This window comes from Dyella sp. Tek66A03, from assembly GCF_052567735.1.
On record NZ_CP199584.1, the window covers coordinates 4,019,279 to 4,045,043 of the forward strand.

At 64.0% G+C, this 25,765-nt stretch carries 22 protein-coding genes and 1 pseudogene; 7 read left to right on the top strand and 16 right to left on the bottom strand.

Annotation, left to right across the window (positions count from 1 at the left end):
- Nucleotides 1-41: 41 nt before the first annotated feature.
- Nucleotides 42-1,067, bottom strand: a complete 1,026-nt coding sequence (bla, locus tag ACT01B_RS17950; RefSeq protein ID WP_445144569.1) for a class A beta-lactamase — start codon at nucleotides 1,065-1,067, stop codon at nucleotides 42-44.
- A gap of 181 nt (nucleotides 1,068-1,248) precedes the next feature.
- On the opposite strand from bla, the gene ACT01B_RS17955 reads away from it, so the two are divergent.
- Nucleotides 1,249-1,920: a glutathione S-transferase family protein gene (locus ACT01B_RS17955; protein WP_445144570.1), complete on the top strand. Its 672-nt coding sequence runs from the start codon at nucleotides 1,249-1,251 to the stop codon at nucleotides 1,918-1,920.
- A 151-nt stretch (nucleotides 1,921-2,071) separates the two neighbouring features.
- On the opposite strand, the gene ACT01B_RS17960 is transcribed toward ACT01B_RS17955, so the two are convergent.
- Complete coding sequence (locus ACT01B_RS17960; protein WP_445144571.1) at nucleotides 2,072-2,608, bottom strand: LysR family transcriptional regulator; 537 nt, start codon at nucleotides 2,606-2,608, stop codon at nucleotides 2,072-2,074.
- Nucleotides 2,609-2,648: 40 nt separating this feature from the next.
- On the opposite strand from ACT01B_RS17960, the pseudogene ACT01B_RS17965 reads away from it, so the two are divergent.
- Nucleotides 2,649-2,915: pseudogene (locus ACT01B_RS17965) on the top strand (amidohydrolase family protein); the annotation flags it as partial.
- A 266-nt stretch (nucleotides 2,916-3,181) separates the two neighbouring features.
- Here the strand turns inward: ACT01B_RS17965 and ssb are convergent.
- The 11 genes from ssb to ACT01B_RS18020 form a co-directional block, all read right to left on the bottom strand.
- On the bottom strand, nucleotides 3,182-3,733 hold the full coding sequence (gene ssb / locus ACT01B_RS17970) for a single-stranded DNA-binding protein (protein ID WP_445144572.1): 552 nt from the start codon (nucleotides 3,731-3,733) through the stop codon (nucleotides 3,182-3,184).
- Nucleotides 3,734-3,973: 240 nt separating this feature from the next.
- Nucleotides 3,974-4,669 carry a response regulator gene (locus tag ACT01B_RS17975; RefSeq protein WP_445144573.1) on the bottom strand — a complete coding sequence of 232 codons (696 nt, stop codon included), beginning with the start codon at nucleotides 4,667-4,669 and terminating at the stop codon, nucleotides 3,974-3,976.
- A gap of 11 nt (nucleotides 4,670-4,680) precedes the next feature.
- The gene (locus tag ACT01B_RS17980; RefSeq protein WP_445144574.1) at nucleotides 4,681-7,347 is read right to left on the bottom strand and encodes an ATP-binding protein; all 2,667 of its coding nucleotides are present in this window, start codon (nucleotides 7,345-7,347) and stop codon (nucleotides 4,681-4,683) included.
- 40 nt (nucleotides 7,348-7,387) lie between these two features.
- Complete coding sequence (kdpC, locus tag ACT01B_RS17985; protein ID WP_445144575.1) at nucleotides 7,388-7,957, bottom strand: potassium-transporting ATPase subunit KdpC; 570 nt, start codon at nucleotides 7,955-7,957, stop codon at nucleotides 7,388-7,390.
- A gap of 10 nt (nucleotides 7,958-7,967) precedes the next feature.
- Nucleotides 7,968-9,455 (bottom strand): outer membrane beta-barrel protein, encoded by a 1,488-nt coding sequence (locus ACT01B_RS17990; RefSeq protein ID WP_445144576.1) that lies wholly within the window; start codon nucleotides 9,453-9,455, stop codon nucleotides 7,968-7,970.
- 90 nt (nucleotides 9,456-9,545) lie between these two features.
- Nucleotides 9,546-9,755, bottom strand: coding sequence for a hypothetical protein (locus tag ACT01B_RS17995; RefSeq protein ID WP_445144577.1), 210 nt, complete (start codon nucleotides 9,753-9,755; stop codon nucleotides 9,546-9,548).
- 17 nt (nucleotides 9,756-9,772) lie between these two features.
- Nucleotides 9,773-11,854: a potassium-transporting ATPase subunit KdpB gene (kdpB, locus tag ACT01B_RS18000; RefSeq protein ID WP_445144578.1), complete on the bottom strand. Its 2,082-nt coding sequence runs from the start codon at nucleotides 11,852-11,854 to the stop codon at nucleotides 9,773-9,775.
- Nucleotides 11,855-11,868: 14 nt separating this feature from the next.
- Complete coding sequence (gene kdpA / locus ACT01B_RS18005) at nucleotides 11,869-13,671, bottom strand: potassium-transporting ATPase subunit KdpA (protein ID WP_445144579.1); 1,803 nt, start codon at nucleotides 13,669-13,671, stop codon at nucleotides 11,869-11,871.
- On the bottom strand, nucleotides 13,668-13,760 hold the full coding sequence (gene kdpF / locus ACT01B_RS18010) for a K(+)-transporting ATPase subunit F (protein WP_445144580.1): 93 nt from the start codon (nucleotides 13,758-13,760) through the stop codon (nucleotides 13,668-13,670). The genes kdpA and kdpF overlap by 4 nt, the downstream gene beginning before the upstream one ends.
- A gap of 267 nt (nucleotides 13,761-14,027) precedes the next feature.
- Nucleotides 14,028-14,999: a DedA family protein/thiosulfate sulfurtransferase GlpE gene (locus ACT01B_RS18015; protein ID WP_445144581.1), complete on the bottom strand. Its 972-nt coding sequence runs from the start codon at nucleotides 14,997-14,999 to the stop codon at nucleotides 14,028-14,030.
- 115 nt (nucleotides 15,000-15,114) lie between these two features.
- Complete coding sequence (locus ACT01B_RS18020) at nucleotides 15,115-16,335, bottom strand: MFS transporter (RefSeq protein ID WP_445144582.1); 1,221 nt, start codon at nucleotides 16,333-16,335, stop codon at nucleotides 15,115-15,117.
- 137 nt (nucleotides 16,336-16,472) lie between these two features.
- On the opposite strand from ACT01B_RS18020, the gene ACT01B_RS18025 reads away from it, so the two are divergent.
- Nucleotides 16,473-17,474 (top strand): polyprenyl synthetase family protein, encoded by a 1,002-nt coding sequence (locus tag ACT01B_RS18025; RefSeq protein ID WP_445144583.1) that lies wholly within the window; start codon nucleotides 16,473-16,475, stop codon nucleotides 17,472-17,474.
- 53 nt (nucleotides 17,475-17,527) lie between these two features.
- On the opposite strand, the gene ACT01B_RS18030 is transcribed toward ACT01B_RS18025, so the two are convergent.
- The 3 genes from ACT01B_RS18030 to ubiH are packed head-to-tail and all read right to left on the bottom strand — an operon-like array spanning nucleotide 17,528 to nucleotide 20,804.
- Nucleotides 17,528-18,316 carry a dienelactone hydrolase family protein gene (locus ACT01B_RS18030; RefSeq protein WP_445144584.1) on the bottom strand — a complete coding sequence of 263 codons (789 nt, stop codon included), beginning with the start codon at nucleotides 18,314-18,316 and terminating at the stop codon, nucleotides 17,528-17,530.
- 32 nt (nucleotides 18,317-18,348) lie between these two features.
- Nucleotides 18,349-19,566 carry a UbiH/UbiF/VisC/COQ6 family ubiquinone biosynthesis hydroxylase gene (locus ACT01B_RS18035; RefSeq protein WP_445144585.1) on the bottom strand — a complete coding sequence of 406 codons (1,218 nt, stop codon included), beginning with the start codon at nucleotides 19,564-19,566 and terminating at the stop codon, nucleotides 18,349-18,351.
- Nucleotides 19,563-20,804, bottom strand: coding sequence for a 2-octaprenyl-6-methoxyphenyl hydroxylase (gene ubiH / locus ACT01B_RS18040; protein ID WP_445144586.1), 1,242 nt, complete (start codon nucleotides 20,802-20,804; stop codon nucleotides 19,563-19,565). Before ubiH ends, ACT01B_RS18035 begins: the two co-directional genes overlap by 4 nt.
- Before the next feature lie 123 nt (nucleotides 20,805-20,927).
- On the opposite strand from ubiH, the gene ACT01B_RS18045 reads away from it, so the two are divergent.
- The 4 genes from ACT01B_RS18045 to ACT01B_RS18060 all read left to right on the top strand — a co-directional run bounded on the left by ACT01B_RS18045 (nucleotide 20,928) and on the right by ACT01B_RS18060 (nucleotide 25,750).
- Nucleotides 20,928-21,533, top strand: a complete 606-nt coding sequence (locus ACT01B_RS18045) for a hypothetical protein (protein WP_445144587.1) — start codon at nucleotides 20,928-20,930, stop codon at nucleotides 21,531-21,533.
- Nucleotides 21,534-21,550: 17 nt separating this feature from the next.
- Entirely contained in the window at nucleotides 21,551-22,111 is a 561-nt protein-coding gene (locus ACT01B_RS18050) for a cob(I)yrinic acid a,c-diamide adenosyltransferase (protein WP_445144588.1), read from the top strand.
- A gap of 5 nt (nucleotides 22,112-22,116) precedes the next feature.
- On the top strand, nucleotides 22,117-23,040 hold the full coding sequence (locus tag ACT01B_RS18055) for a histone deacetylase family protein (protein WP_445144589.1): 924 nt from the start codon (nucleotides 22,117-22,119) through the stop codon (nucleotides 23,038-23,040).
- Between the two features lie 241 nt (nucleotides 23,041-23,281).
- On the top strand, nucleotides 23,282-25,750 hold the full coding sequence (locus ACT01B_RS18060; RefSeq protein ID WP_445144590.1) for an LPS-assembly protein LptD: 2,469 nt from the start codon (nucleotides 23,282-23,284) through the stop codon (nucleotides 25,748-25,750).
- Nucleotides 25,751-25,765 lie beyond the last annotated feature (15 nt).

Genomic DNA, 25,765 nt, shown 5'->3' on the forward strand with positions numbered 1-25,765 from the left:
CATCGTCCGCGGACAGGCTCACGGACGTCCGTGAGCACACGCTAGGGATGAAGTCCGACGGCAACGCTACGCCCCAGTTCGGCAAACAAGGCATCCCGCTCGGCAGCCGAGGCACGCGAGCCCATGAGGAAAGCGGCGACGATGACGGTGTGGCCGTCTGGCCAGGTGAGTATGCCGATATCGTTGTATGCACCGGTTTGGCCGTCCAGCGAACCCGAAGTGCCGGTCTTGTCGGCCAGGCGCACACCGCTGGGCAAGCCTGCCCTCAGCCGGCTGGGAATCGTCTGCGCGAACATCAGGCGTAGCAGGTGTTGGGTCGATGTCGGCGAAAGCAACTCGTTGAGCCAGAGTTTGCGGAGGAAGGCAACGGCGGCATCCGGCGTGCTGCGGTTGCGTGGATCGGCAAGAAACGCCTGCAAGCCACGCTGGTACCGGTCATGCGCCTGTTGCATCGACTCGTTGGCTGGCAGGGCCTGTGCAGAATCGAGTGCGCTGAATACACGCCCTACCCCAACCTCATCCAGATCCACACGCAGGCCATCGATCCCATGCGCACGCAGAAATGCGGTGACGACCTGCGGACCGCCGACGACCCGGATCAAGGCGTCCACCGCCGTGCTATCGCTTTCGCTCACCGCGGCCGTGAGCAACTGATCGACCGTAAACGTCATTTCCTCGCCGTGAAACTTGGCGCCAATCGAAGGCACCGCCGAACCCGACACAACGTCGGCGCGCTTGATGGTGACTTTTTGATCCAGCGACAACTCACCTTTTTCGATGCGAGATAGCACCGCGGCAGCCACCGGCGCCTTAAACACGCTCATCAGCGGATAGGCCTGGTCTGCGTTGACCCGCCATTCGGCGCCCGATTGCAGATCAAGGACGGCGACGCCAAGAAGCCCTGGACGCGCACGCTGTGCCAGCGCCTCCAGCGTGTGCTGGAGGTCGACCTGCGTCACACCTGCTTGAGTCTGCTCAGCGGCGCTGACGGGCGTCGGCAGGCATGCAAGCGCAAGATGGAGCACGATTGCTGCACCGACCGGAACACGAATACGCGGAAGACTCATCGGACACATCCTTGCAGATAGAGTTGGCAAGCTGACCAGTTTGCATACCGGGATGGCAAGCTTATGGCGTGTCCCTGACGATAAGGGGCTACTGGAACGCAAGGCACCATGGCTTTCGCGCCAGTACCGGTAACAGTAAAGCCTCAGTACGATGTGCGCTCGACTCCATGCCGGCATCCTCATGCTCATCGTCCACCACCTGAACAACTCCCGCTCCCAGCGCGTACTGTGGCTGCTGGAGGAACTTGGGGTGCCGTACGAGATCAGGCTCTATGAACGCGACAAAAAGACCATGCTCGCGCCACCCGAGCTTCGCGCGATCCATCCGCTCGGCAAGTCGCCAGTGGTCGAGGATGACGGCCTGGTGATCGCCGAATCCGGCGCGATCATCGAGTATCTGATCGAGCGTTATGGCTCCGGTCGCCTCGCTCCAATGACCGGCACCACCGAGCGTCTGCGCTACACGTATTGGCTTCATTACGCCGAAGGCTCGGCCATGCCCCCACTGCTGCTGAAGCTGGTCGCCTCGCGCATCGCCAACGCGCCCATGCCGTTCTTCGCCAAGCCGATTGCACGAATGATCGCGGGCTCACTGCAAGCCGGCTTCGTCGATCCGCAGCTGAAACTGCATCTTTCGTATATCGATGAAACACTCGCCACGACGGGCTGGTTCGTGGGCGATACATTCAGCGCGGCGGACATCCAGATGAGTTTTCCGCTGGAAGCCGCTAATGCGCGCGGTGGCCACCAGGGCGCCTATCCGCATATCGCAGCCTTTCTGGAACGCATGCATCAGCGACCTGCCTATCAGCGTGCGCTTGAACGCGGCGGCCCCTATTCGCTACTGAGCTGACGCGACGCTTCGCGCGCTGCCCTATCGGAAGAAGCGTTCGTTGTAGCGCCTGATTCGGATAGCTGCCTTCGCGGAAGGCCTCCCGGCGCCGAGACCTCTTCCGAAGCTCGTGCGAAGCACCTGGAAGCTCGCAGTCTATTGAGCTTCGGCGTCAACCCGGGTGTGAAGCGCAAAGTGGAGATGCGCGCCGCGACGGTGATGGCAACGCCCGCAGGAGAAGCTCCATCAAGTCCAGGACTTCTGCGTGCGTTCGACGCCCATTTCGCGTGCCATGGCTGCGAAGCGTTTGCAGCGCAATCAGCAGCTCGCCATAAGGCGCCTCGCGAACTTCCACTGAGGCGCCAGGATGCTCTTGCGCAAATAGCGCCAGAAAATCGGGCAGGAACACCGCGCGCGCCATCGGCAGCGTACCGATGCTGATACGGCCGCCGCCGTGCTTGTCGGCGGCGATTTCGTCCAGTCTGGTGCGCAACTCGGACAGCATCAAGCGTACGAAGCGTACGAACCGACTAGCCAGATCGGTGGGCCGCACTACGCGCCCGGCTCGCACCAGCAATTGAGCACCCAGCGCGTCCTGCAGTTCGCGCACGGCGCGGTATACGGCCGGTTGCGATAGTCCGATCTGCTCGGCGGCGGAGGCATAACTGCTGCAATGCTCCACCGCCACCAGGGCCCGCAGCTGAATCATGCTGACGCGTCGCTCGATATGGTCCAGCGGCGCCAGGAAAAACGTGTACTTCGATACCTGTGTCTATCATCAGCCGGGTATCGATTTACTGTTCAGGGTGATCGACATCGACAACATACTGTTTGGCTCGGAAATGGTAGGCGCCGTGCGCGGCATCGACCCGACCACCGGCCACTACTTCGACGATACCCGCCGCTACATCGACTCTCTGGCAATCTCTTCCGAAGACAAGCAAAAGGTCTTTGAAGGCAATGCCCGCCGCGTTTATCCCCGCCTGGACGCACAGCTGAAGGCACGCGGCAACTAACAGGAACTACCCCTGCCTGACCGGCTTCTTCCAGACGCGGCGACCCACCACCGTATGGCTGAGAGGTTCGCTAGATAGGCACTGGCTGATGGCGGCGCGTTCGTCAGCGCGAGGGACCCTCTCGGCTAGAGCGGCATGCCGTTTGCGCCCAGGCGGGGATAAACGAGGCTCCCTTCGCCACCCAGACGAGTCGGCAATTCCAATAAAAAAGCCCATGCATGACATGGGCTTTTTGGTATACGCGACAAAAAAACGGATGGTGTAAATCAGAACGGAATATCGTCGTCGTCGAAGCTGTTGTTCTGCACCGGCGGCGCGGACTGGCGCTGCTGGCCGCCGGCGTTGTCACCACCGCCGCGGGACTGGCCGCCGCCGTAACCGCCGCCGCTAGCACCACCCTGGCGCTGCTGGCCACCGCCACCACCGCCCTGCGGGCGCTCGCGATAACCGCCACCGCCGCCACCCGCGCCAGCACCTTCGGTGCCGCCGCCAAGCATCTGCATTTCGGCGGCGATGATGTCGGTGCTAAAGCGCTCGACGCCATCCTTGTCGGTGTACTTGTCGGTGCGCAGCGAGCCTTCGATATAGACCTGGCGACCCTTCTTCAGGTACTCGCCAGCGATTTCAGCGAGGCGGCCGAACAGCTTGACGCGGTGCCACTCGGTGCGCTCCTGCTTTTCGCCGCTCTGCTTGTCGGTCCAGTTCTCGGAAGTGGCGATGCGGATGCTGGTGATCGCCGTGCCGTTGCTGGTGTAGCGCGTTTCCGGATCGGCGCCGAGGTTGCCGACGATGATGACTTTGTTGATACCACGTGCCATGGATTTTGTTTCCTCTTGAAGCCGGCGCTGCGTTCTAGGGCAGTCAGCACCGGGATGGTTGAACTGGCGGCTATCATAACCGCGCCACCCGCCGAGTACAGGGTTTGACCGGGGCCCCATGCTCGTGAAGCTGTCGGTCATTCGCCCTACCCGCTTGTCCGGGTCGGACGAAAAATCCCGCGGAATCAGACCACTGGCGACTCTCAGGGATTGCGACACCCGACCGGGGCGAATCGCCGCTCAGATCCCGCTGATAAAGCGGTAGCCCACCCCGGGCTCGGTCTTCAGCCAGCGTGGGGTAGCCGGGTCGTCACCCAGTTTCTGGCGCAGTTTGCCCACCACGATGCGCAGGTAGTGGCTGTCGTGGGTATGGGTGGCGCCCCAGATATCGCGCAGCAGCTGCTGCTGGGTAACGACGCGACCAACGTGACGCACCAGGGTGGCGAGTACTGCGTATTCCTTGCGGGTAAGCGCAAGCAGGACGCCTTCCAGCATCACCTCGCGGCGGGCCAGATCGATCACCAGGTGGCCGTCGTCGTAGCGCTGCGGGGCCTCCGGCTCGCCAGGGCGGGCGCGCATCATGGCGCGCAGCCGCGCCATCAGCTCCTGGATGCCGAAGGGCTTGGTGACGTAGTCGTTGGCGCCTGCGTCGAGCGCCTTAACCTTCTCGCTCTCGGAATCGCGCACCGACAGCATCAGTACCGGCACGTGGCTCCATTGCCGCAGTTCGGCCAGGACATTGTGGCCTTCGCGATCAGGCAGGCCGATATCCAGGATCACCAGATCCGGTGAGCGGGTGGCGGCGAGCGCCAGGCCCTCGGCCCCGTTCGCCGCCAATAGCACCTCGTAACCTTCGGCCCGCAAGCCGATGTCGAGGAACTTGCGGATCTGCGCCTCGTCATCGATGACCAGGACACAGGGAGTGACGGCAGTCATAGAGGCTGAATTTATCCAGATTGATCGGGCGGCGCCGGCAACGGCAAGGTGATGCGAATGGTGGTACCTATACCGTCACCCGGCAAGGCCTCTACGCTGCCACCGTGGGCGCCGATCATGCCGCGGCAGATGGCAAGACCGAGGCCCGTGCCTTGCGGCGCCCGGTCGCCGCGCGATACCGAATAGAACATGTCGAAGATGAGCGCTCGCTCTTCCTCCGGAATACCTGGGCCGCGGTCGATGACATCGATCTGCAACCGCTCGCCCTTCGAACGCACCACCACCCGCACCGGCTCACCTGGCGGCGAGAAGCGTGCCGCGTTCTCCAAGATGTTGAACAAGGCCTGTTCGATAAGCGCCGGATGCACATAGAGCAACAACGTGCCCGGTGGCAGCTCGGTGACCAGCTTCAGGTCCGGGAACAGCTTGCGCAGACGCGTGGTGGATGCGGCCACGATCTCGGCCACGTCGGTCCAATCCCGATTGAGCTTGAGCGTACCGTGGCCCAGCTTGGTCATATCGAGCAGGTTCTGGATGTAGCGATCGAGTCGCTGACCCTCACCCAGGATGGCTTCGAGCAGCTCGCGACGTTCGCCAGCGGGCAGCTGGTCGCCGTAGCTGGCGAGCGTGCCGGCGGAGCCGATCATCGACGCCAGCGGCGAGCGCAGATCGTGCGAAACGGAAGACAACAGCGCATTGCGCAGCCGCTCGGTTTCGCCCTGCACGCGCGCGCCCTCCAGCTCCTCGGCAAGACGCGCACGCTGCAATGCCTGGCCGATATCCTGCACCATCGCGAGCGCGAGGCTGCGCTGATCCGGCGAGGGCTCACCCTGTTCAGGCGGAAATCGTAGCGCGGCCACGCCGAGGCGGTTGTCCTCGTTGCCCAGCGGCAACGCCCAACAGGGCGCTGCGTTGAGCGTATCGGTGTAGCGCCCGGCTTGCTCGGCGTGTTGCTCGCTCCAGCCCGCTGCAGCGAGATCCTGCGTGAGCAGGGGGAAGTCGCGGGGCGACGACGCCACCACGCGAAGCACCTGGCTGGCGTCGCGTGCCAGTATCGCCGCATCGCAGCGAAGCCCGTGGGCCAGCGCCGAAACACCGACGCCGCGAATGCCTGCGGCATCGGTGCTTGTCGACAGCCGCTGCCCCAACGCCAGCAAGGCACGCGCGTGCGCGTGCGCTCCGCGCATCGACTCCACCTGGCTGGCCAGCTGGGTGGCCAACCGGCTGCACACCAGCGCCGCCACCAGGAACAAACAGACCGCCAGCACATCGTCGAAGTTGGCGATGGCCAGGGTGTAGCGCGGTGGCGCAAAGAAGAAGTTGTAGCCAAGGAAACACAGGATCGCCGTGTACACGGCCACCGCCATGCGCGTGCGCACCGCCACCACCAGCACGGCGGTGAGGAAGATCAGCGAGAGATTGGCGACGGAAAGATAGCGGTCCGCGATAAACGACAACCCAAACGCGACCAGGGTGGCCAAGGTGGCGTAGATGTACTCCCCTCGACGCCCGCGACCACCGGGCATGCGCAAGCGCAGGCGCGACTTTGCACGTTCGGTGGGCGTGGCGATGATGGTGAGTTCGAGATGCGCACCGCGGCGCAAGAGCAGCTGGGTCAGCGACCGTCCCAGCATGCGCGCCAGCAATCGCTCGCGCGTGCGGCCGAGAATGATCTGGCCAATGCCTTCGCGATCCGCATGAGCAATCAATTCGTCGGCAACCGCGTGGCCGCGCAATACTACGGTGTCGCCACCGAGGCGACGCGCCAGGCGCATGGCCGAGTCGAGTCGCTCCCGTCGCGCCTTGTCCAAGGTGGCGCCGGTGTCGACAAAGGCCACGCTCCACGGCGCACCGCGTCGCTCGGCAATGCGCCGTGCGATGCGCACGAGGTAATCGCTTTGCGAATGGCCGTCGATGGCGGCGAGCACACGGCGACGGACCGGCATAGCGCCACCGCGCGCCAGCATGTGCTCGCGCAGGTCGCTGTCGACATGGCCGGCTATCGTGTCGACCGCCAGTTCGCGCAGCGCGGCCAAGTTGGTCGGCGAGAAAAACGCGTCGAGTGCGGCGGCGGCCGTTTCCGGCACATAGACCTTGCCTTGCTTGAGGCGCTGGATCAGCTCGCGTGGCGGCAGGTCGACCAGCACGATGTCGCGCGCCTGGTCGAGGAAGGCATCGGGCACGGTTTCGCGCACGGTGACATTGGTGATGCGCCGCACCTGGTCGTTGAGGCTTTCCAGATGCTGCACATTGAGCGCGGTATAGACCTCGATGCCCGCATCCAGCAGCTCGGAGATGTCTTGCCAGCGGCGCTCGTGACGCCCGCCGGGCAGATTGCGATGCGCCAGCTCGTCGACCAGGATCACCTCGGGGCGTCGCTGCAAAGCGGCGTCGAGGTCGAACTCGGTGAAGTCGCGTCCGCGATAGGTCACCGGCCGACGCGGCAGCTGCTCCAGTCCTTCGAGCAGCGCCGAGGTTTCCGGACGGCCGTGGGTTTCGACCAGGCCGATCACCACATCCACACCTTGCCGCTTCAGCTCGCGAGCGGCCGAAAGCATGGCAAAGGTCTTGCCAACGCCCGGGGCCGCGCCGAGGAATATTTTCAGGCGACGGCTTCGCTCTTCCTGTACGGAATCGAGCAAGGCGTCGGCGCGTGCGTCGCGGGAAGGTTCGGACATGCTGTCCCAGTAGGTCAGTGGTCGGACATTACGTTAGGCCTCAATGGCCATCGAGCTCCAGATTGAGCTTGAGCACGTTCACCCGCGGTTCGCCGAGCATACCGAACTGGCGACCACTGGTGGCCATGGTGACCAGCGCTTGTACCTGCGACTCGCTCAGGCCGCGCGCCTTGGCCACACGCGATACCTGATAGGCCGCCGCCGCCGGCGAGATCTCCGGATCGAGACCGCTACCCGAGGCCGTGACCAGATCCACCGGCACCGGCGCGGTGTTACCCGGATCGGCGGCGCGCAACGTGTCGATCCGCTGTTTCACCGCATCGGTAAGCGCCGGATTGCTCGGCCCCAGGTTGGAGCCGTTCGACGCCGTGCCGTTGTTGGCCTGGGGCGTGGTCGCCGAAGGGCGTCCCCAGAAGTACTTCGGTTCGGTGAAGGACTGGCCGATCAGGGTAGAGCCGATCGGCCTGCCGTCTTTCACGATCAGGCTGCCGTTCGCCTGCGAGGGGAACAGCACCTGGGCCAGTCCGGTAACCACCAGCGGATAGGCGATGCCGGTGATCACCGTCATCAGCAACAGCATCCCCACCGCGTTGCGTAAGAGCCTGCTCATAATCATGACCTCAGTAGTGAAGGATCGCGTCGATCAGACCGACGACCTGGTAGTTCTTGGTGCCCTTGTCGTAGGCATTCACGTCGTACGAGTGCTCGTAACGCAGTTCGGGACGAATCTCCAGATCCTGTGACACCCAATGCGTCAGGCCCAGCGTGTGGCTGGTATAGCGCGTAGCGAAGCCCGTGCGCTGTCCCTTCTCGTCGTCGTAGTACTCGTTGCGGAACGACATCATGTTGTTCGAGTTCAACTCGAAGTTGAGGTAGTTGACGATGCCGAATTCGCCTGCGGTGCCCGCGACCGGCGAGGAGCCCGCGACGCCCGGGGTGCCGTACGGGCCGAAGCCGGGGATGTTGCGACCGTACATGCGATAGGCCTCAGTCTGCATATGCACACTGCTGTTGAAGCGATGACCCCAGGTCATCACGTACATCTGCACGTTGTTGTAGTTGTAGTCGGACTTGTTCACATTATTGATGCAGGGGTAGAGCATGTCGTTGTTGTCCGCCGATACCCAGCGCACGCAGGTCTGCAGTGAGGGTCGCGCCGACGAATTCCAGGGCGCAACGTCGTTGCTTGCATTGATGCCGATCTGGAACGTCCACTGGCTGCTGAGCTTGGTGGTGGTCATCACGCCGGTCTGGGTGTACGGGTCGACCGTATAGAGGATCGAATGCGTGACCAGATAGTTCTGCGGCGCGAACTGGGCCTCGATATCCGGCAGCGACAGCCAGCGACCGACGCGGACGACCATGCCCTCGGCGACCCACGGGATGTAGAGATCGGCGTAGAACAGCATCGGATCGTCACCGTAGACCTTGCCATTCAGTGCGCTGTTGGGCCTCGGGTTGTTCAGCAATTGATTGCTGAAAACACCCTTGGTCACGGTGTAGTGGTAGTCATAACCATACAGATTCGAGATGTTGAAACCCCAGTCCAAGTGATCCGTCTGGACGGTGTCTTCGACGCGCGTGATATTGGTGACGAACTGATCGAATTCCACCCGGTTCGGCCGCGTCGCATAGGAGAGCGGAAAGTTGCTGTGACTGGACGAACTCAGGTTGGCCGAGGGATTGATCCAGCCGTTGATCTCGATCCTGTTGCGCTCCATCCAGTTGCCGAGCTTGGTGCAGGAGAGCGCTTTCTGCAGCGGATACTGGCCGTATGCGACGGGAACGCCGATGGGCGCAGCAACGCCGCCGAGCTGCCATTCCGAGTTGGGGAACGGCGGCGAATTGAGTGGCGCATCCATGGCGCGACGGGCGGGCGCGGGCGCATTGGGGTCGGACGGCTGGGCGTCCTCACGGTAAGCCGAGCCCAAACGTGAAAAGAAGCCTCTTGAACAATCGGCACTACCCGCCGCCGGCGCCGAAGGCGCCACGTTGCCGACATCGGCAGCAGAAGCGGCGGATGAAACGTCCGTCGTTGACGCCAGTACTTCGCTGGCCGGGGCCAGTGCAAGCAGAACTGCAAACGAAAGAATCTTCTTCGAAACCATAAGTGTTCCTGACATTCGGCCCGATGCGAGCCGTCCTTTCTTGTGGGGTTGTTGGGGGCTGTAAAACGTCGATGCCTCCAGGTATCGACTTCAGATGCCGGCGTAGCCGCCGAGCACGTAATCGTCCTGGGCGCTGCAGGGCGCCTCGGCATCATTGATCCTGTCTACCTTGACTGTTCGCGGCGAGTTCAATGGCAAGGCGATCACCACGTCACAGGCGGAATCATCGGTGGATAGGCGTAGCTCCATTTCCGGATGGGTATCGTCGGGTAGGGAAACGGAAAGCTTGAGCGTCTGCATGATCTAAACCTCTCGCTTCAGGCCAGTCCGCACAGGACCAGCAGCATGTCGATCAATTTGATTCCGATGAACGGCACCGCGATGCCGCCCAGGCCGTAAACCAGTAGATTGCGGCGCAACAGCGCACCTGCTCCAAGCGCACGGTATTTCACGCCTTTCAGCGCCAAGGGAATGAGAAAGATGATGATGAGCGCGTTGAATATCACGGCCGACAGGATGGCACTCTGCGGTGTGGCCAGCCTCATCACGTTGAGCGTATTGAGCGCCGGATAGGTGGTGGCGAATGCCGCCGGAATGATGGCGAAATACTTGGCCACGTCGTTGGAAATGGAGAACGTGGTGAGCGCACCGCGCGTGATCAGCATCTGCTTGCCGATCTCCACCACCTCGATCAACTTGGTCGGATTGGAATCCAGGTCGACCATGTTGCCGGCTTCCTTGGCCGCCTGCGTGCCGGTGTTCATCGCCACGGCGACGTCGGCCTGAGCCAGCGCCGGCGCGTCATTCGTACCATCACCGCACATTGCGACCAGTCGGTTCTCGGCCTGGATCTTGCGGATCAGCTTGAGCTTCGCTTCCGGCGTGGCTTCGGCGAGGAAGTCATCAACACCGGCCTCGGCAGCAATCGCCGCGGCGGTGAGCGGGTTGTCACCGGTGATCATCACCGTCTTGATGCCCATCCGGCGCATCTCGGCGAAACGCTCGCGGATGCCGCCCTTCACGATGTCCTTCAGCTCGATCACGCCCAGCGCGGTGGAACCTTCGGTCACGATCAGCGGCGTGGCGCCACGACGTGCGATGTCCTCGGCCATATGCTTGACCAGCGGAGGCAGGTGGCTGCCGCTGGCTTCGAGGTAGCGCTCCACTGAGTCGAGCGCACCCTTGCGGATCAGGCGCTCGCCGATGTTCACGCCACTCATGCGCGTCTGCGCAGTGAACGGCACGAACTCCGCATGGCCTTCTTCCAACTGCCGTTCGCGCAAGCCGAACCGCTCCTTGGCCAGCACCACGATGCTGCGACCTTCCGGCGTTTCGTCGGCGAGCGAAGCGAGCTGAGCGGCATCGGCAAGGATGCTTTCCTCGATGCCCGGCGCGGGCAGGAAGGCCACCGCCTGGCGGTTGCCCAGCGTGATGGTGCCGGTCTTGTCGAGCAACAGCACATCGACGTCGCCCGCCGCTTCCACCGCACGACCCGAGGTGGCGATGACGTTGGCCCGGATCATGCGATCCATGCCGGCAATGCCGATGGCCGACAGCAGCGCACCGATAGTGGTGGGAATCAGGCAGACCAGCAGGGCGACAAGCACCGTAATGGTGATCGGATTGCCCGCACCCGCCGCCTTCACGCTGTAGATGGAATACGGCAGCAAGGTGGCGCAGGCCAGCAGGAAGATCAGCGTGAACTTCGCCAGCAGGATGGTCAGCGCGATCTCGTTCGGCGTCTTGCGACGCGAAGCGCCTTCCACCATGGCGATCATGCGATCCAGGAAGCTCTCGCCCGGATTGCTGGTGATGCGCACCACCAGCCAATCCGACAGCACGCGCGTGCCTCCCGTGACCGCACTGCGGTCACCGCCCGATTCACGGATGACCGGCGCGGATTCACCGGTGATGGCACTTTCATCCACGCTCGCCGCACCGACGACCACCTCGCCATCGCCCGGCATTTGTTCGCCCGCTTCCACCAGGACCAAGTGGCCGACGCGTAGTTCGGACGATGGGGTGAAGGTAATCGATGCATCGCGGTGGGGGCTGTTCAAGCGCTTCGCCATGACATCCTTGCGCGAACTGCGCAACGCCGCCGCCTGCGCCTTGCCGCGGCCTTCGGCCAGGGCTTCAGCGAAGTTCGCGAACAACAGGGTGAACCACAACCAGAGGGTGACCCAGAAGATGAATGCCGTCGGCGCCTCGCCGTGCCCCGTCAGCCCCTGCACCCACAACAACGTGGTCAGCACGCTGCACACGAACACCACGAACATCACCGGATTGCGGAACTGCAACCGCGGCGACAGCTTGCGGAACGAGTCCGCGACAGCCTTGAGGATCAAATCGCGGTCGAACGTCCGTACCGCGTGTACATGAGTATGCGTCGTCGTCATGAATCAGTGTCCCGTCAATGGGCCGACATCAGGAATTCGGCAACCGGCCCCAGTGCAAGCGCCGGCAGGAAAGTCAGCGCGCCGACCACGATCACCACGCAGGCAAGCAGGGTGACGAACAGCGGCGTGTGGGTGGGCAGCGTGCCGGCCGAAGGTGGCACATGGCGCTTGGCCGCCAGCGAACCGGCCATGGCCAGCATGGCGATCGCCAGCAGGAAGCGCGACAGGTACATGCACACGCTCAGCAGCACGTTCCAGAACGGTGTGTTGGCCGACAGACCGCCAAACGCACTGCCATTGTTATTGGAGGCTGAGGAGACGGCGTAGAGCATCTGGCTGAAGCCGTGGGCGCCAGGATTGGACACGCCAGCTGCGCCCGCCGGAGTCATCGCCGCGATGGCCGTGCAGATCACCACCAGGGCACACGGCACCAGTACGGCAAGGCTGGCCATCTTCATCTCGTGTGCCTCGATCTTCTTGCCGAGGTACTCCGGCGTGCGGCCCACCATCAAGCCAGCAATGAATACCGCCACCACGGCAAAGGCGAGCATGCCGTAGAGACCTGAGCCCACACCGCCGAACACGACTTCGCCTAGCTGGATAAGCCACATGGGTACAAGGCCACCAAGCGGTGTCATGGAATCGTGCATGGAGTTCACCGCACCACACGATGCTGCCGTGGTGATGGTGGCGAACAAGCCGCTGGCAGCGATGCCGAAGCGCGTTTCCTTGCCTTCCATATTGCCGCCCGCCTGCAGCGCGGAGGCATGCTGATCCACGGCCAGGCCATGCAAGGCCGGGTTGCCCGCCTGCTCGGCGGCAATGGCGCCGTAGGCCAGCGGTATAAAGATCAGCAGCATGGTGGCGAGGATTGCCCAGCCCTGCCGCCGGTCGCCGACCATGCTGCCGAAGGTGTAACAGAGGCCACCGGGTATCAGGAAGATCGCCAGCATCTCCAGGAAATTGCTGAAGGGCGTGGGGTTCTCAAAAGGATGCGCGGAGTTTGCGTTGAAGAAACCGCCGCCATTGGTACCGAGCTGCTTGATCGCGATCTGCGAGGCGGCGGGGCCCATCGGCAAGGTCTGCGTCGTCACTTTCGATTCATGGGTGACATCGCGGCCCGCCGCGTCCTTCAATGGATTGCCAGCGGCATCCTTGACGGTCTCGGTCATGCGGGTGACCTGAGCCACCGGCACGTCCACATAAGCCGAGAAGTTCTGCACCACGCCCTGCGATACCAGCAGCAACGCCATCAGCAGCGAGAACGGCATCAGCACGTAGAGCGTGCTGCGCGTCATGTCCACCCAGAAGTTGCCGACGCTGTTGGCACTCCGACGGGTGAAGCCACGCACTACCGCCAGCAACACCGCGATGCCCGTCGCTGCGGAAAGGAAGTTCTGCACCGCCAGGCCGAGCATCTGGGTCAGGTAGCTCATGGTGCTTTCGCCGCCGTAGCCCTGCCAGTTGGTGTTGGTGATGAAGCTGATGGCGGTATTGATCGCCGAGTCGGGTGTCACCGCACCAAAGTGTTGCGGATTGAGCGGCAGCCACTGCTGCGTGCGCTGCAATACGTATACGGCCAGCATGCCGACGATATTGAACGTCAGCATGGCGATCGCGTAACGGCGCCAGCCCATCTGCTCGTCGGCGTGTACGCCGGCGATCCGGTAGAGCAGGCGCTCCACCCCGCCGCCGAAGCGCGTCACGCGGTTGGGCGTTTCGGAAAACGCCAGCGCCATATAGCTGCCGACCGGCTTGATCAGCACCAGCAGCACGGCCAGGTAAAGCACCACCTGGAAGAAGTCGAAGGTAGTCATTCAAACCACTCCGGCTTGAGCAGGGCTACGCACAAATACCCCGCCAGGGCCACCGCGATGACGGCGGCCAAGATATAGATGACGTTCATGGGAGATCTCCCGCAGAGGAAGGGTGAGCCAGGGAATGCGTCGCCGCGCGGGCGACGGCCGGCAATCAGGGGCGTCGACCCAACCGGTCGCAGATCAGCAGAAAGCCGAGTGCTGCCGCAAACAGCACGAAGGAGAACAAGAGATAGATGGCGTCCATGGGTACCGACTCACCGTATTAATCAACGGTGCGAATTGTCGGAACTGGCGCATAAGAAAGGGGTAGCGAATGACCCCGGGGGCGTATAGAACGCGTAAAAATTTGCTGCTTAGGCCGTGGTGGTCATGACCGTATCGTCGACCATGACCAGACGATGGATCGGGAGTCCGGCGTGGTCCCAGGCGTCAAGGCCGCCCAGCAAGGGGCGCACCCGGGTGTAACCCTGGGCCATCAGCGCCTTGGCCACGACCGCAGCAGAGGCCTCGTTCGGACAGCTGCAATAAATCACCAGCTCGCTGTCGATGGGTACGGCTTCGATGATGCGGTCAACGCTGTTCACGTCGGCCAGCAAGGCCCCAGGGATGATTCGCGTATCCACCATGCGCGCCGCGGATGAGCGCACATCGACCACCGCTGGCATGCGGCCATCGGTGAAGGCCTGGTTGAGTTCTTCCACCGTGATCCGCGCCATGCGCAAGGTCCGCAGCAGGCGATGGCGCTGCCACCACTTGGCGGTGATATAGAGGGCCAGCAGGCACCCCAGCAACAGCAGGGCAATGCTGCCGGCATTGGCCAGCGCCTGGAGCACGTCGTCGATCTGGCTGGCGAACACATAACCCAGGCTCACCGCGACGCCGACCCACAATAGTGAGCCCAGGCCATCGAACAGCGCGAACGGAGCGGCCCGCAGGCCCATTGCCCCGACCAGTGGCGGCGCCACGGTGGAAAGCCCCGGCACGAACTTGGCCAACAGCAACATGCCGCCTCGCCAGCGCTGGAAGCGCAGCTCCGACTGCTTCACACACGAATCGGGTGAAAGCGAGATGCGGCACAACGTGCGCATGACCCCGCCGCCGTAATAGCGGCCCGCCGCATACCAGGCAAAGTCGGCCACTAGACAGGCCACCACCGCCACCGCCAAGACCCCACTCAGGGGCAACCGGTCCGCGGCGGCCAGGGCACCGGCCACGATCATGGTTGGCACGGCCGGCACCGGCGCACCGGCCTGTTCGACCAGCACATTGATGAAGACCAGCAGCAGGCCGTATTGCGCAATCAGCTCGACGATGTGATGAGCCATGGGCGGGAAACCTCGCCCGGCCAAGAACCCGGCCGGTATGGGCGGTGCAGCTCCCCGATGATTGGGGCGAGCGGGTCCAAACGCAATCCATTTTGCGCTCGGGCCCGCGGCGGTGTCAGGCCCCCGACGACGCCTGCAGCGCCCCTGCCATGGGCGCGTCCGACCCAGCCACGCGACGACCGCCAATCAGCACCAGCGGCAGCCATACCAGGGTCATCGCGGCCGCGCAGATAAACACCCCACCCGTACCCAGCTGCCCAAGCGCCACGCCACCTACCGCGCCGCCGACAAAGGCACCCAGAAATTGACTGGTGGAATAGGCCCCCATGGCGGCCCCGCGCATGTGGCTGGGCGCCAGCTGGGAGACCAGACTCGGCAGCGCCGCCTCCAGCAAATTGAAAGCCGAGAAAAACACCGCCGCCGCCACACCCAGGACGGCCAGATGGTCGCCGGACCAGGCGAAGCCCAGCAGCCCCAGGCCAATCGCCACCACGCATGCCGCCACGATGCGCAGGCTCTGCGCCACCTTGCGCATACGGTGCAGGCAGGCGCCCATCACGAAGGCGGCAATCACCATCACCGGCAGGTAAAGCTCCCAATGGCGGTTCACCGGCAGGTGCAGGCGGTCAGCCAGGAGCAGGGGCAAGCCGACGAAGCTGGCCGTGAGCAACATGTGTAGGAAAAACACCGAGCCATTCAGGACCAGCATGCGGCCGTCACGCAGCATCGACAGCACACTACCCAGAGCCGCGGCGGCCGGCGCCTTGCGCCGCTCCGGCGTGGGTACGATCAGCCACAGCAGCACCAGCGCCGCCAGCGCGAGGATGGAGGTCGCGGCAAACAGGCCGGAAAGGCCATCAATCGCTTCCAGCGGCGGCCCCAGGATCAGCGCCAGCAGAAAAGCCACGCCGATCGACACGCCGATGATGCCCATCACCTTGCTGCGGTTCTCCTCGCGGGTCAGATCCGCGGCCAACGCGGTACCGGCCCCGGCCACCGCCCCCATGCCCTGCAATGCCCGCCCGATTACGATGCCCATCAGGCTGTGTGAAGATGCCGCCAACAAGCCGCCGCCGGCGAACACCAGCAATCCGAGGGTAATCGCGGGCTTGCGTCCGATCCGGTCCGACAGCAGGCCCAGCGGGATCTGCAGCAGCACCTGGCCCAGGCCGTAAACGCCCAGGGCCAGCCCAATCAGCCACGGCGTGGCGTCCGGCAGCTGTTTCGCATACAGCGAGAACACCGGCATGATCAGAAACAGGCCGAACAAGCGCAGGCTGATGACGCAAGCGAGGGTCAGCGCGCTGCGCCGCTCGAGAGGGGAGAGTTTGCTCACCGAATGGGATCTTGTAAGGACGGGCTATCCCGTCATTATACGTTTCGCCCCATCCGTCAAACTGTGGTCGCGTGTCGCGTGGCATTCTTGCGCCGCCATTTCCTTATAATCGGCGGATACGAAGCCTTGACCCAATCATGACAACGACTTCTACCGACACTCGCCGCTCCGCCGATTATGCCGCCGTACGAGCGCTCGCTGCCGGTGATATGCAGCGCGTCGACACCTTGATCCGGGCCCGTCTGTCCTCGGGCGTGGTGCTGATCAACCAGATCGCGGACCACATTATTGCCAGTGGCGGCAAGCGCTTGCGGCCGATGCTGCATGTCCTGGCGGCCGGCGCGGCCGGCTACCACGGCGACCAGCACATCAAGCTGGCGGCGGTGATCGAGTTCATCCACACCTCCACCCTGCTGCACGACGACGTGGTGGACGAGTCGGACCTGCGCCGTGGCCGCAAGACCGCCAATGCGCTGTGGGGCAACGCCGCCAGCGTGCTGGTCGGCGACTTTCTGTACTCGCGTTCGTTCCAGCTGATGGTCGAATTGAACAATATGCGCATCATGCGCATCCTGGCCGACACCACCAACACCATCGCCGAAGGCGAGGTGCTGCAGCTGCTCAATATCGGCAATGCCGACGTCGACGAGGCCTCTTACCTGGCCGTGATCGAACGCAAGACGGCCGTGCTGTTCGCCGCTGCCACCGAACTGGGCGGCCTGCTCGGCGGCCTGCCCGAGCATCAGGTCAGCGCGCTCCGCCGTTATGGCATGGAGCTTGGCTATGCCTTCCAGATCGCCGACGACCTGCTCGACTACGTCTCGGACGCCGGCACCATGGGCAAGAACGTGGGCGACGACCTGGCCGAAGGCAAGCCCACCTTGCCGCTGATCTACGCCTTGCAGAGCGCCGACGCCGAGCAGACGCAATCGCTGCGCCATGCCATCGAGCACGGCGGCCTCGATTCGCTCGATCGCATCATCGGCGCCATTCGCGATTCCGGTGCACTGGAGCGCACGCACGAGCGCGCCGTGGCGCATGCCAATGCCGCACGCCATGCGCTGGGCGAGCTGCCCGAATCGCCCTGGCGCGACGCCCTGGCTGCCCTGGCCGACTACTCGGTACAGCGCGACTACTGATCTCCCCGATGACCACGTGCACCTCCACCGAGGTGCACGCGATCGGTCTAACTTCACGGCGTGCCGGTAAACGCCCCGTGCAGCCAGTCCTGCATCATGCGATAGCTGCGCTGGGCCGCCCGCTCGTCATAGGCACAGCCGGGTTTGTGCTGATCGGTTTCGGTAAAGCAATGCACCGTGTTGCCGAGCACTACGAACTGCCAGTCGGCCTTGCTGCCGCGCATCTCGTCCATGAACTTGTCCGCGTCGGGCATGGTGCCCTTGTCGTCGGCGCCGTTCATCACCAGCACGCGCGCCTTGATCTGCTTGGCCAGCGCTGGGTCATCGGTTTGCAGCCCACCATGGAACGACACCACGGCGGCAATATCGGCACCGCTGCGCGCCAGGTCGAGCACGGCCGAACCGCCGAAGCAGAAGCCGATCGCCGCCAGCTTGGAAAGATCGATGGGGGCGTCCTTGGCCTGTGCCTTCAGCTGATCCAGCGCAAGGTTGACGCGGGTACGCATCAAGGCGCGATCGCCGTACAGCACCTTCACCGCCGCCATCGCCTGGTCGTCGTTGGTCGGCCGCACCTTTTCGCCATACATATCGGTCACCAGGATGACGTAGTCCTTGCCGGCAATGCCCTCGGCCTTCTTCAGCGCAAGATCATTGACGCCATACCAGTTCGGCACCATCACCAGGCCCGGGCGCTTGGCCGTCACCGCATCGTCATAGACCAGCACGCTATGGAACCGCGTGCCGTCCTGCGTCCATTCCACCGGTTTGTGCACCATCTTCGCCTGGGCGGCGAAGGCCAATCCGGACAACAACAGCGCACAACAAAGTCGGGCAATACGCATGGCTTCCACTCCTCGTTGCAGGTTAAAAACAGTCAAAGACCGGCAGCGTGCTCCGCCAACCGACGTTTGATGGGGGACAACCGATCGAGCAGGCGCACACCCAGGCCGCGTGCGGCCACCAGTGGCGGCAACTGCCAGCTATAGATGCGCGCGAGCGCGTCAAAGCCCAGCGCGTCGAGCGTGTCGGCACTGCGTCGGCGGCGCGCGTATCCACGCAGCACGTGGCTGGCAGCGATGTCACGGCCCGCGTCGCGCGCAGCCACCAGGGTGTCGCGCAGCTCAGTGACGTCCCGCAGCCCCAGGTTCACGCCCTGCCCGGCCAACGGATGCACGGCATGCGCGGCATCACCCAACAGCACGAATCGTTCGGCCTGGTAGCTTTTAGCCAGCTGCAACCGGAGCGGGAAGGCCGCGCGCGGCGTGCTGCCCATCACACGGCCCAGACGGAAATCGCTGGCGACGCCCAGTTCATCAAGAAATGCCTGGTCGCCTAGTGCCATGACGCGCTGCGCCTCGGCTTCAGGCAGCGACCACACGATCGAGCTGCGCCCGTCCGCCAAGGGCAACAGCGCCAGCGGGCCAGTCTCCAGAAAACGCTGCCACGCCGTACCCTCGTGAGCGCGTTCGGTGGTGACATGTGCCACCACGCCGCGCTGGGCGTAGTCGCGCCCCTGCGTCTCGATACCGGCCAGTGCGCGCAGCGGTGAAGCGGCGCCGTCGGCGGCCACCAGCAGGCGCGCGGACAACGCCTCGCCGCCGGCAAGCTCCAGCTGCACGCGATCTTCAAGCACGTCGAAGCCCTTCACCTGCGCCGGGCACAGCCGGCGCACGCCTGCATGTTCCAGCGCCTGCCACAACGTCCACTGCACCAGATTGTTCTCTACGATGTAGCCGAGCAGATCGCGCCCCTCGGTGGCTGCATCGAAATGGATGGCGGCACCCGTCGCCGCATCCCACACGTGCATGTGCGCATAGGGGCTTGCGCGCGATTCGCGAATGGACGTCCATACATCGAGTTCGTCAAGCAATGCGACGGACGAAGGCGCAAGGCCAACCACGCGCAGATCAACTTCGTCCTGGGCCGACCACGGCAACGGAGCTCGAGCTTCAAGCAAGGCCGTGGCGAAACCCGCGCGCGCCAGCGCCAACGCGGTAGCGGCCCCCACCATGCCGCCGCCGACAACCGCTACGTCCAAGGCAGGTCCGCGACGGCGGGAGGACTCGCCTCGCATCAGGGCTGTCGCGCTCATGGCAGTCGCTCCAGCACCGCGCGCGGCGGATCGGCGCGAAACCCCATGCCCCGCTTGGCCAGCAAACGCTGCACGGGCGGCAGGCGATCGAGCGCCAGCATGGCCATGGAACGCAACGGCCCGAGCCATGGTTGTGCCAGGCAGGCCAACTGCACGAGACCGTGGCTCATCGCCATCGTGCCCTCTCGATCAGCCGCACGACGCGCCGCATAGCGCTCCAGCAAGTCCTGAGTCCCGGGATCGGCGACACCAGCCACCAACTCTGCCAGTGTCAGCGCATCGCGCAGGCCCAGGTTGAAGCCCTGTGCGCCAATCGGATGAATGGTCTGGGCGGCATTGCCTACCAGCACCGCCCTGGGCGCGACCAGCGCGCTCGCCGCCACCCGATGGATGGGATAAGCATGGCGCTTGCCGGGCCGACTCAAGCGACCCAGGCGCCAACCAAACCGCTGCTGGGCCAAGGCGACGAAATCCTCATCGTCCAGCGCAGCGACGGCGTCAGCGTCCTGGCGTGGAACGGTAAGCACCAGGCCGCAGCGGCGTTCTGTTAGCGGCAGCAGCGCAATCGGGCCACTGTCGGCGAAGCGCTCGTACGCGCGGTTGGCGTGGTCGCGCTCCGGTGTGATCGTGCAGACGAACAGGGTCTGCTGGTAGTCATGACGTTCGCTGCCGATACCGACCTGGTCGCGCACGAACGAGGCGGTACCATCCGCGCCGACCAGCAGCGGCGTGTCGATTTCCATCAAGCCATCGGGGGTGCGGATGCGTGCCCGCCAACCCTGGGCCAGTGGCTCCGCCGCCTCCAAGCGCGCAGGAGCCAGGCGCCTTAGGTGTCGGCACTCATCCAGGCGACGCAGCAGCGCCGCGCCGAGTTCGCGTGCGGGCAAGGTCCAGCCCAATGCGTCGACACCATGCTTCGCGGCATCCAGCTGGACGCTGCCGAATTCGCCGGCACGCGTGACGTGGATGTGACGAATCGGAGTCGCCTGAGGCGCGGCATATGGCCATACGCCGATCGCCGAGAGACCGTTCACGGTAGCCCGGGCCAGCGCGAGATTGCGTTCATCGTAGCTGGGCTGCTCCCCGACGCGTGGCGCGGCGGCCTCGACCATGACGGCTTCGATACCGGCCACGTCGAGCGCGATGGCCAGGCTGGCGCCCACCAGGCCACCGCCAATGATGAGGACCGGCTGTCGCGCTGTAGTCGTCGGGCCGACGTGATCAGATGAGGTAATCATGGCGGGGGATGATACGCGCTGAAGCGACCGGACCCCATGCCAGCCCCCGCTCGAGGGCCGTTGGCTCATCCCTATTTGGGATAGACTTGGCGTCTGCATTTGGCGTATCAGACGGAGCAACTCATGGCTATGACGCAAACCCAGCGGCTAGGCATCTTCCTGGCACTCGCCCTGGTGATGGCCGCCACTCGTATTCACCTTTCGCTGTTCAATCATGATGTGCGCGATGCGTCGTGGGCCGTGTTCTTCCTGGCCGGGTTCTGGCTGCGTGGATCCTTTCGTTGGGCGTTTCCGCTGCTCATGGCCGGTGCCGTACTGACCGATTACCTGGTGATCAACGGTCAGGGCATCGACTTCTGGAGCCACTACTGCGTATCGGTGGCCTATTGGTTCCTGATTCCCGCCTACCTCAGCTTGTGGATGGGCGGGAGCTGGCTGGCGCGCCACCAGCGCGGCCTGAGCATGTCGACCCTGGGTCTGGCGGCCGTCGCGCTGCTGGTCAGCCAGCTGGTTTGCTACGTGCTCTCCAACGGCAGCTTCTACTGGCTCAGCAACAGCGTGCCGCTGCCGCGCAGCTTCAGTGCGTGGTTCGAGAACCTGGGCGACTGGTATCTGCCGTTCCTCGGCACCACCGCGCTGTATGTAGGCATTGGCGCCCTGGCGCACGTGCTGGTCACGCAGCTTTCGCGCACGCTCGGTCACGCCGTGTCGCGTGACCTGCACCACTAACGAGGCGCGAGTCACACGTGGGACATCGCCTCTCAAAGATCTACACCCGCACGGGTGACGACGGCAGCACCGGCCTTGGCGATGGTTCCAGAGTCGCCAAGGATTCGCTGCGCGTATCCGCCTATGGCACGGTCGACGAACTCAACAGCACCATCGGCATGGTGCTGGCTGCCGATGGCGTGGACGACGCCATCCGCGAAGCGCTGACCCAGGTCCAGCATGAACTGTTCGACCTCGGCGGCGAGCTGTGCATTCCCGGCATGGCGATGATCGAGGACCAGGACATCGACCGGCTGGAGCAGGTGCTCGACGGCTTCAATGACCCGCTGCCACCGCTCAAGGACTTCATCCTGCCGGGCGGCGGCATGGCCGCATCCTGTTGTCATCTGGCGCGTACCGTGTGCCGCCGCGCCGAGCGCGAAGTGATCGCGCTGGCCCGCGTCGAAGACGTACGACCGCAAGCCCAGCGCTACCTCAACCGCCTTTCCGACCTGCTGTTCGTGATCTCCCGTGTGCTGGCACGCGCCAGCGGCCACGGTGAAGTGCTATGGCAGCACGAGCGTCGTCGTAAGGCATAGGGCCGATGCTGCGGCTCTACACCCACGCCAGCTGCCTGCAGCACGACCCGGGCCCTGACCATGTCGAGTCGCCTGCGCGCTTGCGCGCCGTACTACAGGCGCTCGACCACGACCGGTTTGCCGCCCTGGACCGCATCGAGGCGCCGCGCGCCACGCGTGAACAACTGCTGCGTGTGCATACCCCCGAGCACATCGACCGCATCCTGGGCATCGTGCCTGAGAGCGGCACCGTCCGGCTCGATGAAGACACCTTGATGTCCCACGCTTCGGCCGAAGCCGCCCTGCGGGCGGCCGGTGCCGCGGTGGCGGCGGTCGATGCCGTGCTCAGCGGCGCTGGCGGGCAGGCCTTCTGCGCGGTACGGCCACCGGGTCATCATGCACCGCCGGACCGGGCGATGGGGTTCTGCCTGTTCAACAACATCGCGGTGGCTGCCGCCCACGCCATCGCGGTTCATGGCCTCAAGCGCGTCGCCATCGCCGACTTCGACGTGCACCACGGCAACGGTACGCAGGATATTTTCGCGAAGGAATCGCGTGTGCTGTTCATTTCCAGCCACCAGATGCCCTTGTATCCCGACAGCGGGCGCGCGGACGAGCGCGGTGTCGGCAATATCGTCAACGCGCCGTTGTCGCCGGGCGATGGTTCCTACGAGTTCCGCGAGCTGTGGGAGGGTGCGCTAATCCCTCGACTGCAGGCCTTCAGGCCACAGCTGTTGCTGGTATCTGCAGGCTTCGACGCACATCGCAACGACCCGCTGGCCGACCTGCGCCTTGGCAGCGAGGACTACGCCTGGATCACGCGCCGACTACTCGACGTGGCACACGCCCACGCAGAGGGGCGCTTGGTATCCAGCCTGGAAGGTGGCTACAACCTGCTTGCCCTGGCCGCGAGCGCCGCCGCACACGTCAGCGAACTGCTGGACGCCTAGGTTCTTAAATGGCTACTGCCGCCTGCTGGCCATAGCCCTTGCCACGGGCCAGGGGTTTCGTGGTCGAGCAACCGCAGGCACGTACCATTTCAGGGTCTGCTCGGCAGGCCATCAGGCGTCGGTCTTGCCCGGGTTGCGCTAGCGCATACTGAATCGGCGTAGCCAAGGGCAGTGATGCAACTGCCGTCCAGGGGGTCTTTCTGATAGTTTTACGAGCCTTCCCAGCCGACAGACTGCCAACGTGACGCCCAAGCTGACTTCGCGCCACCTGCCTCCGCGCCGCCTGCTGGCGGTCGCTGCTGCCATTGCCCTGTTCGGTGGCCCGGTTGAGGCCCAGTCGGCGGCGCAAACGTCAGCACCCACGATCACCGCCCGAGCGGCGGCGGGCTGCCCGCTAGGAGCCTTCCACTGTTCGCCGAGGCCGGTCAGTTTCGCCATGTGCCGCCCGAACGCGATGCTTGATTTCTACGACCCGACGCTGAGCAAGGACAGCTCGGTGCGCGCCACCTCGAACACCTTTGTTGACGCCGAGCGCGTGGATAGTTCCAACCAGTCCATCTACCACCTGGAAGGGCGGGTCAAGTTGGAACGTGCGGACCAGCGCGTTCAAGCGGACGTGGCCGACTACAACCAGGACACCAGCGACTACGATGCGCGCGGCAACGTGCGCTACCAGGAAGTGGGCCAGCTGATGTCCGCCGACCACATGCGTGGCAACCAGGACGCCAGCACCGGCACCGCCGACAACGTGACCTATCAGATGCTGATCAATCGCGGTCATGGTGTCGCCGACCAGGGCCAGATGCTGGACGATCAGCGCACTCGCTACCTGCGCGCCACCTATTCCACCTGCGATGTCGGCAGCCACGTGTGGGAACTGCGCGCCAAAGACATCCGCATGGACAAGGAGACCGGCGAGGGTATTGCACGCGGCGCCACCATGTACGTCGGCAACGTACCGATCTTCTACCTGCCCTACTTCAGCTTCCCGATCAACGACGAGCGCAAGAGCGGCTTCCTGGACCCGAGCATCGGCAACTCCAGCCGCTCGGGCTTCATGATCAGCGCGCCTTACTACCTCAACCTGGCACCGAACTACGACGCCACCCTGGATCCACGTATCTATACGGACCGCGGCGTGTTGCTGGGTGGCGAGTTCCGCTACTACGTGCCAGGCAGCACCGGCCAGGTGAATATCGAGTTCCTGCCGAATGACCAAGGCGCCAACGATCCCGACAGTGTCCAGAACACGAAGGGCACGGATCGCTATCTGTTCAAGCTCAACGACTCCACGCACATCTATGGTCCGTGGTCGTTCTATACCAGCATCAATCGAGCCTCCGACCGCAATTACCTGCGTGACTTTGGCAACGACCTGTTCACCGCATCGATCGGCACGCTTGCTTCCAGTGCCTACATCAACGGCGGTGGTAGCTGGGGCGGCGGCAGCGTGTGGAGTGCCCAGTTCGGCGCGGACGACTACCAGAACATCGACCCCTCGCTGCCCGACAGCTCGGTGCAGTACAGGCGTTGGCCACGCGCCGCCTTCAGTGTGGACGTGCCGATCGAGCGCTGGCTGGAGTTCGGTGCCCAGACCGAGGGCGTGGCGTTTCGCAAGGACGAAGCGGTGGAAGGCAATCGCCTCGACTTCTACCCCTATCTCGCGGCCGACTTCCGTGGCGCGGCATGGTTTGTTCGTCCCAAGATCGCGTACCGCTACACCGCCTACGACCTCATCGGCAATTACAACGAATTTGGCTATACCGGATACAGCGTCCCCGGGCCGCTGCCAGTGGGTACGCCCTCGCCGTTCACGCAAAGCTCGCCCAGTCGTTCGCTGCCGATTGTCAGCCTGGATAGTGGCCTGATCTTCGATCGCAGCACCTCGCTGTTTGGCACCAGCTATACGCAGACGCTGGAACCGCGCATCTATTACCTGTATGTGCCTTATCGCAATCAGGACAATCTGCCGCTGTTCGACACGAACCTGATGTCGTTCGACACCTGGCAGCTGTTCACGCCCAACCAGTATTCCGGCGCGGACCGTCAGATGAATGCCAACAACCTGACCGGCGCCGTCACCACGCGGCTGCTGGACGACAATGGCATTGAGCGGTTGTCGGCGAGCTTCGGCCAGATCCGCTATTTCACGTCGCAACGGGTGCAGTTGCCCAACGGCCCCACGACGGTCACCCCGCCCACCAACTGGTCGGGTTCTGACTACGTGACCGAAATCGACACGCAGCTCGACGACCAGTGGCGGGTCACCTCGTCCTACCAGTGGAGCCCGAACACGCGTCTCACCGACCTCGGCGCGATCGGGGTGCAGCGACGCCTGCTCACCGACGGCGTCATCAATTTCTCCTACCGCTACCGTCGCACCCCCGGCACCACCCTGCCGCTGTTGGAACAATACGACGCTTCCATTGTCTATCCCGTCTCCGATCGCTGGAGACTGCTCGGTCACTGGACGTACTCGGTGCTTGACAAGCGTACGGTGGAGGCGCTGGCCGGCGTGGAATACGACAGCTGTTGCGTCGCCTTACGGTTGATCGCGCGGCATTACGTGAATACCTACAACTACCTCACGCCGTTGGCGGGCGCCGCTGCCAATACCTCCATCATGTTTGAAGTCGAATTCAAGGGCATGGGGAGCTCCATGGGCAAGTCGGAAAACCTCCTGCGCAGTGGTATTCTTGGATATCAATAACTTCCCTGTCGCCTC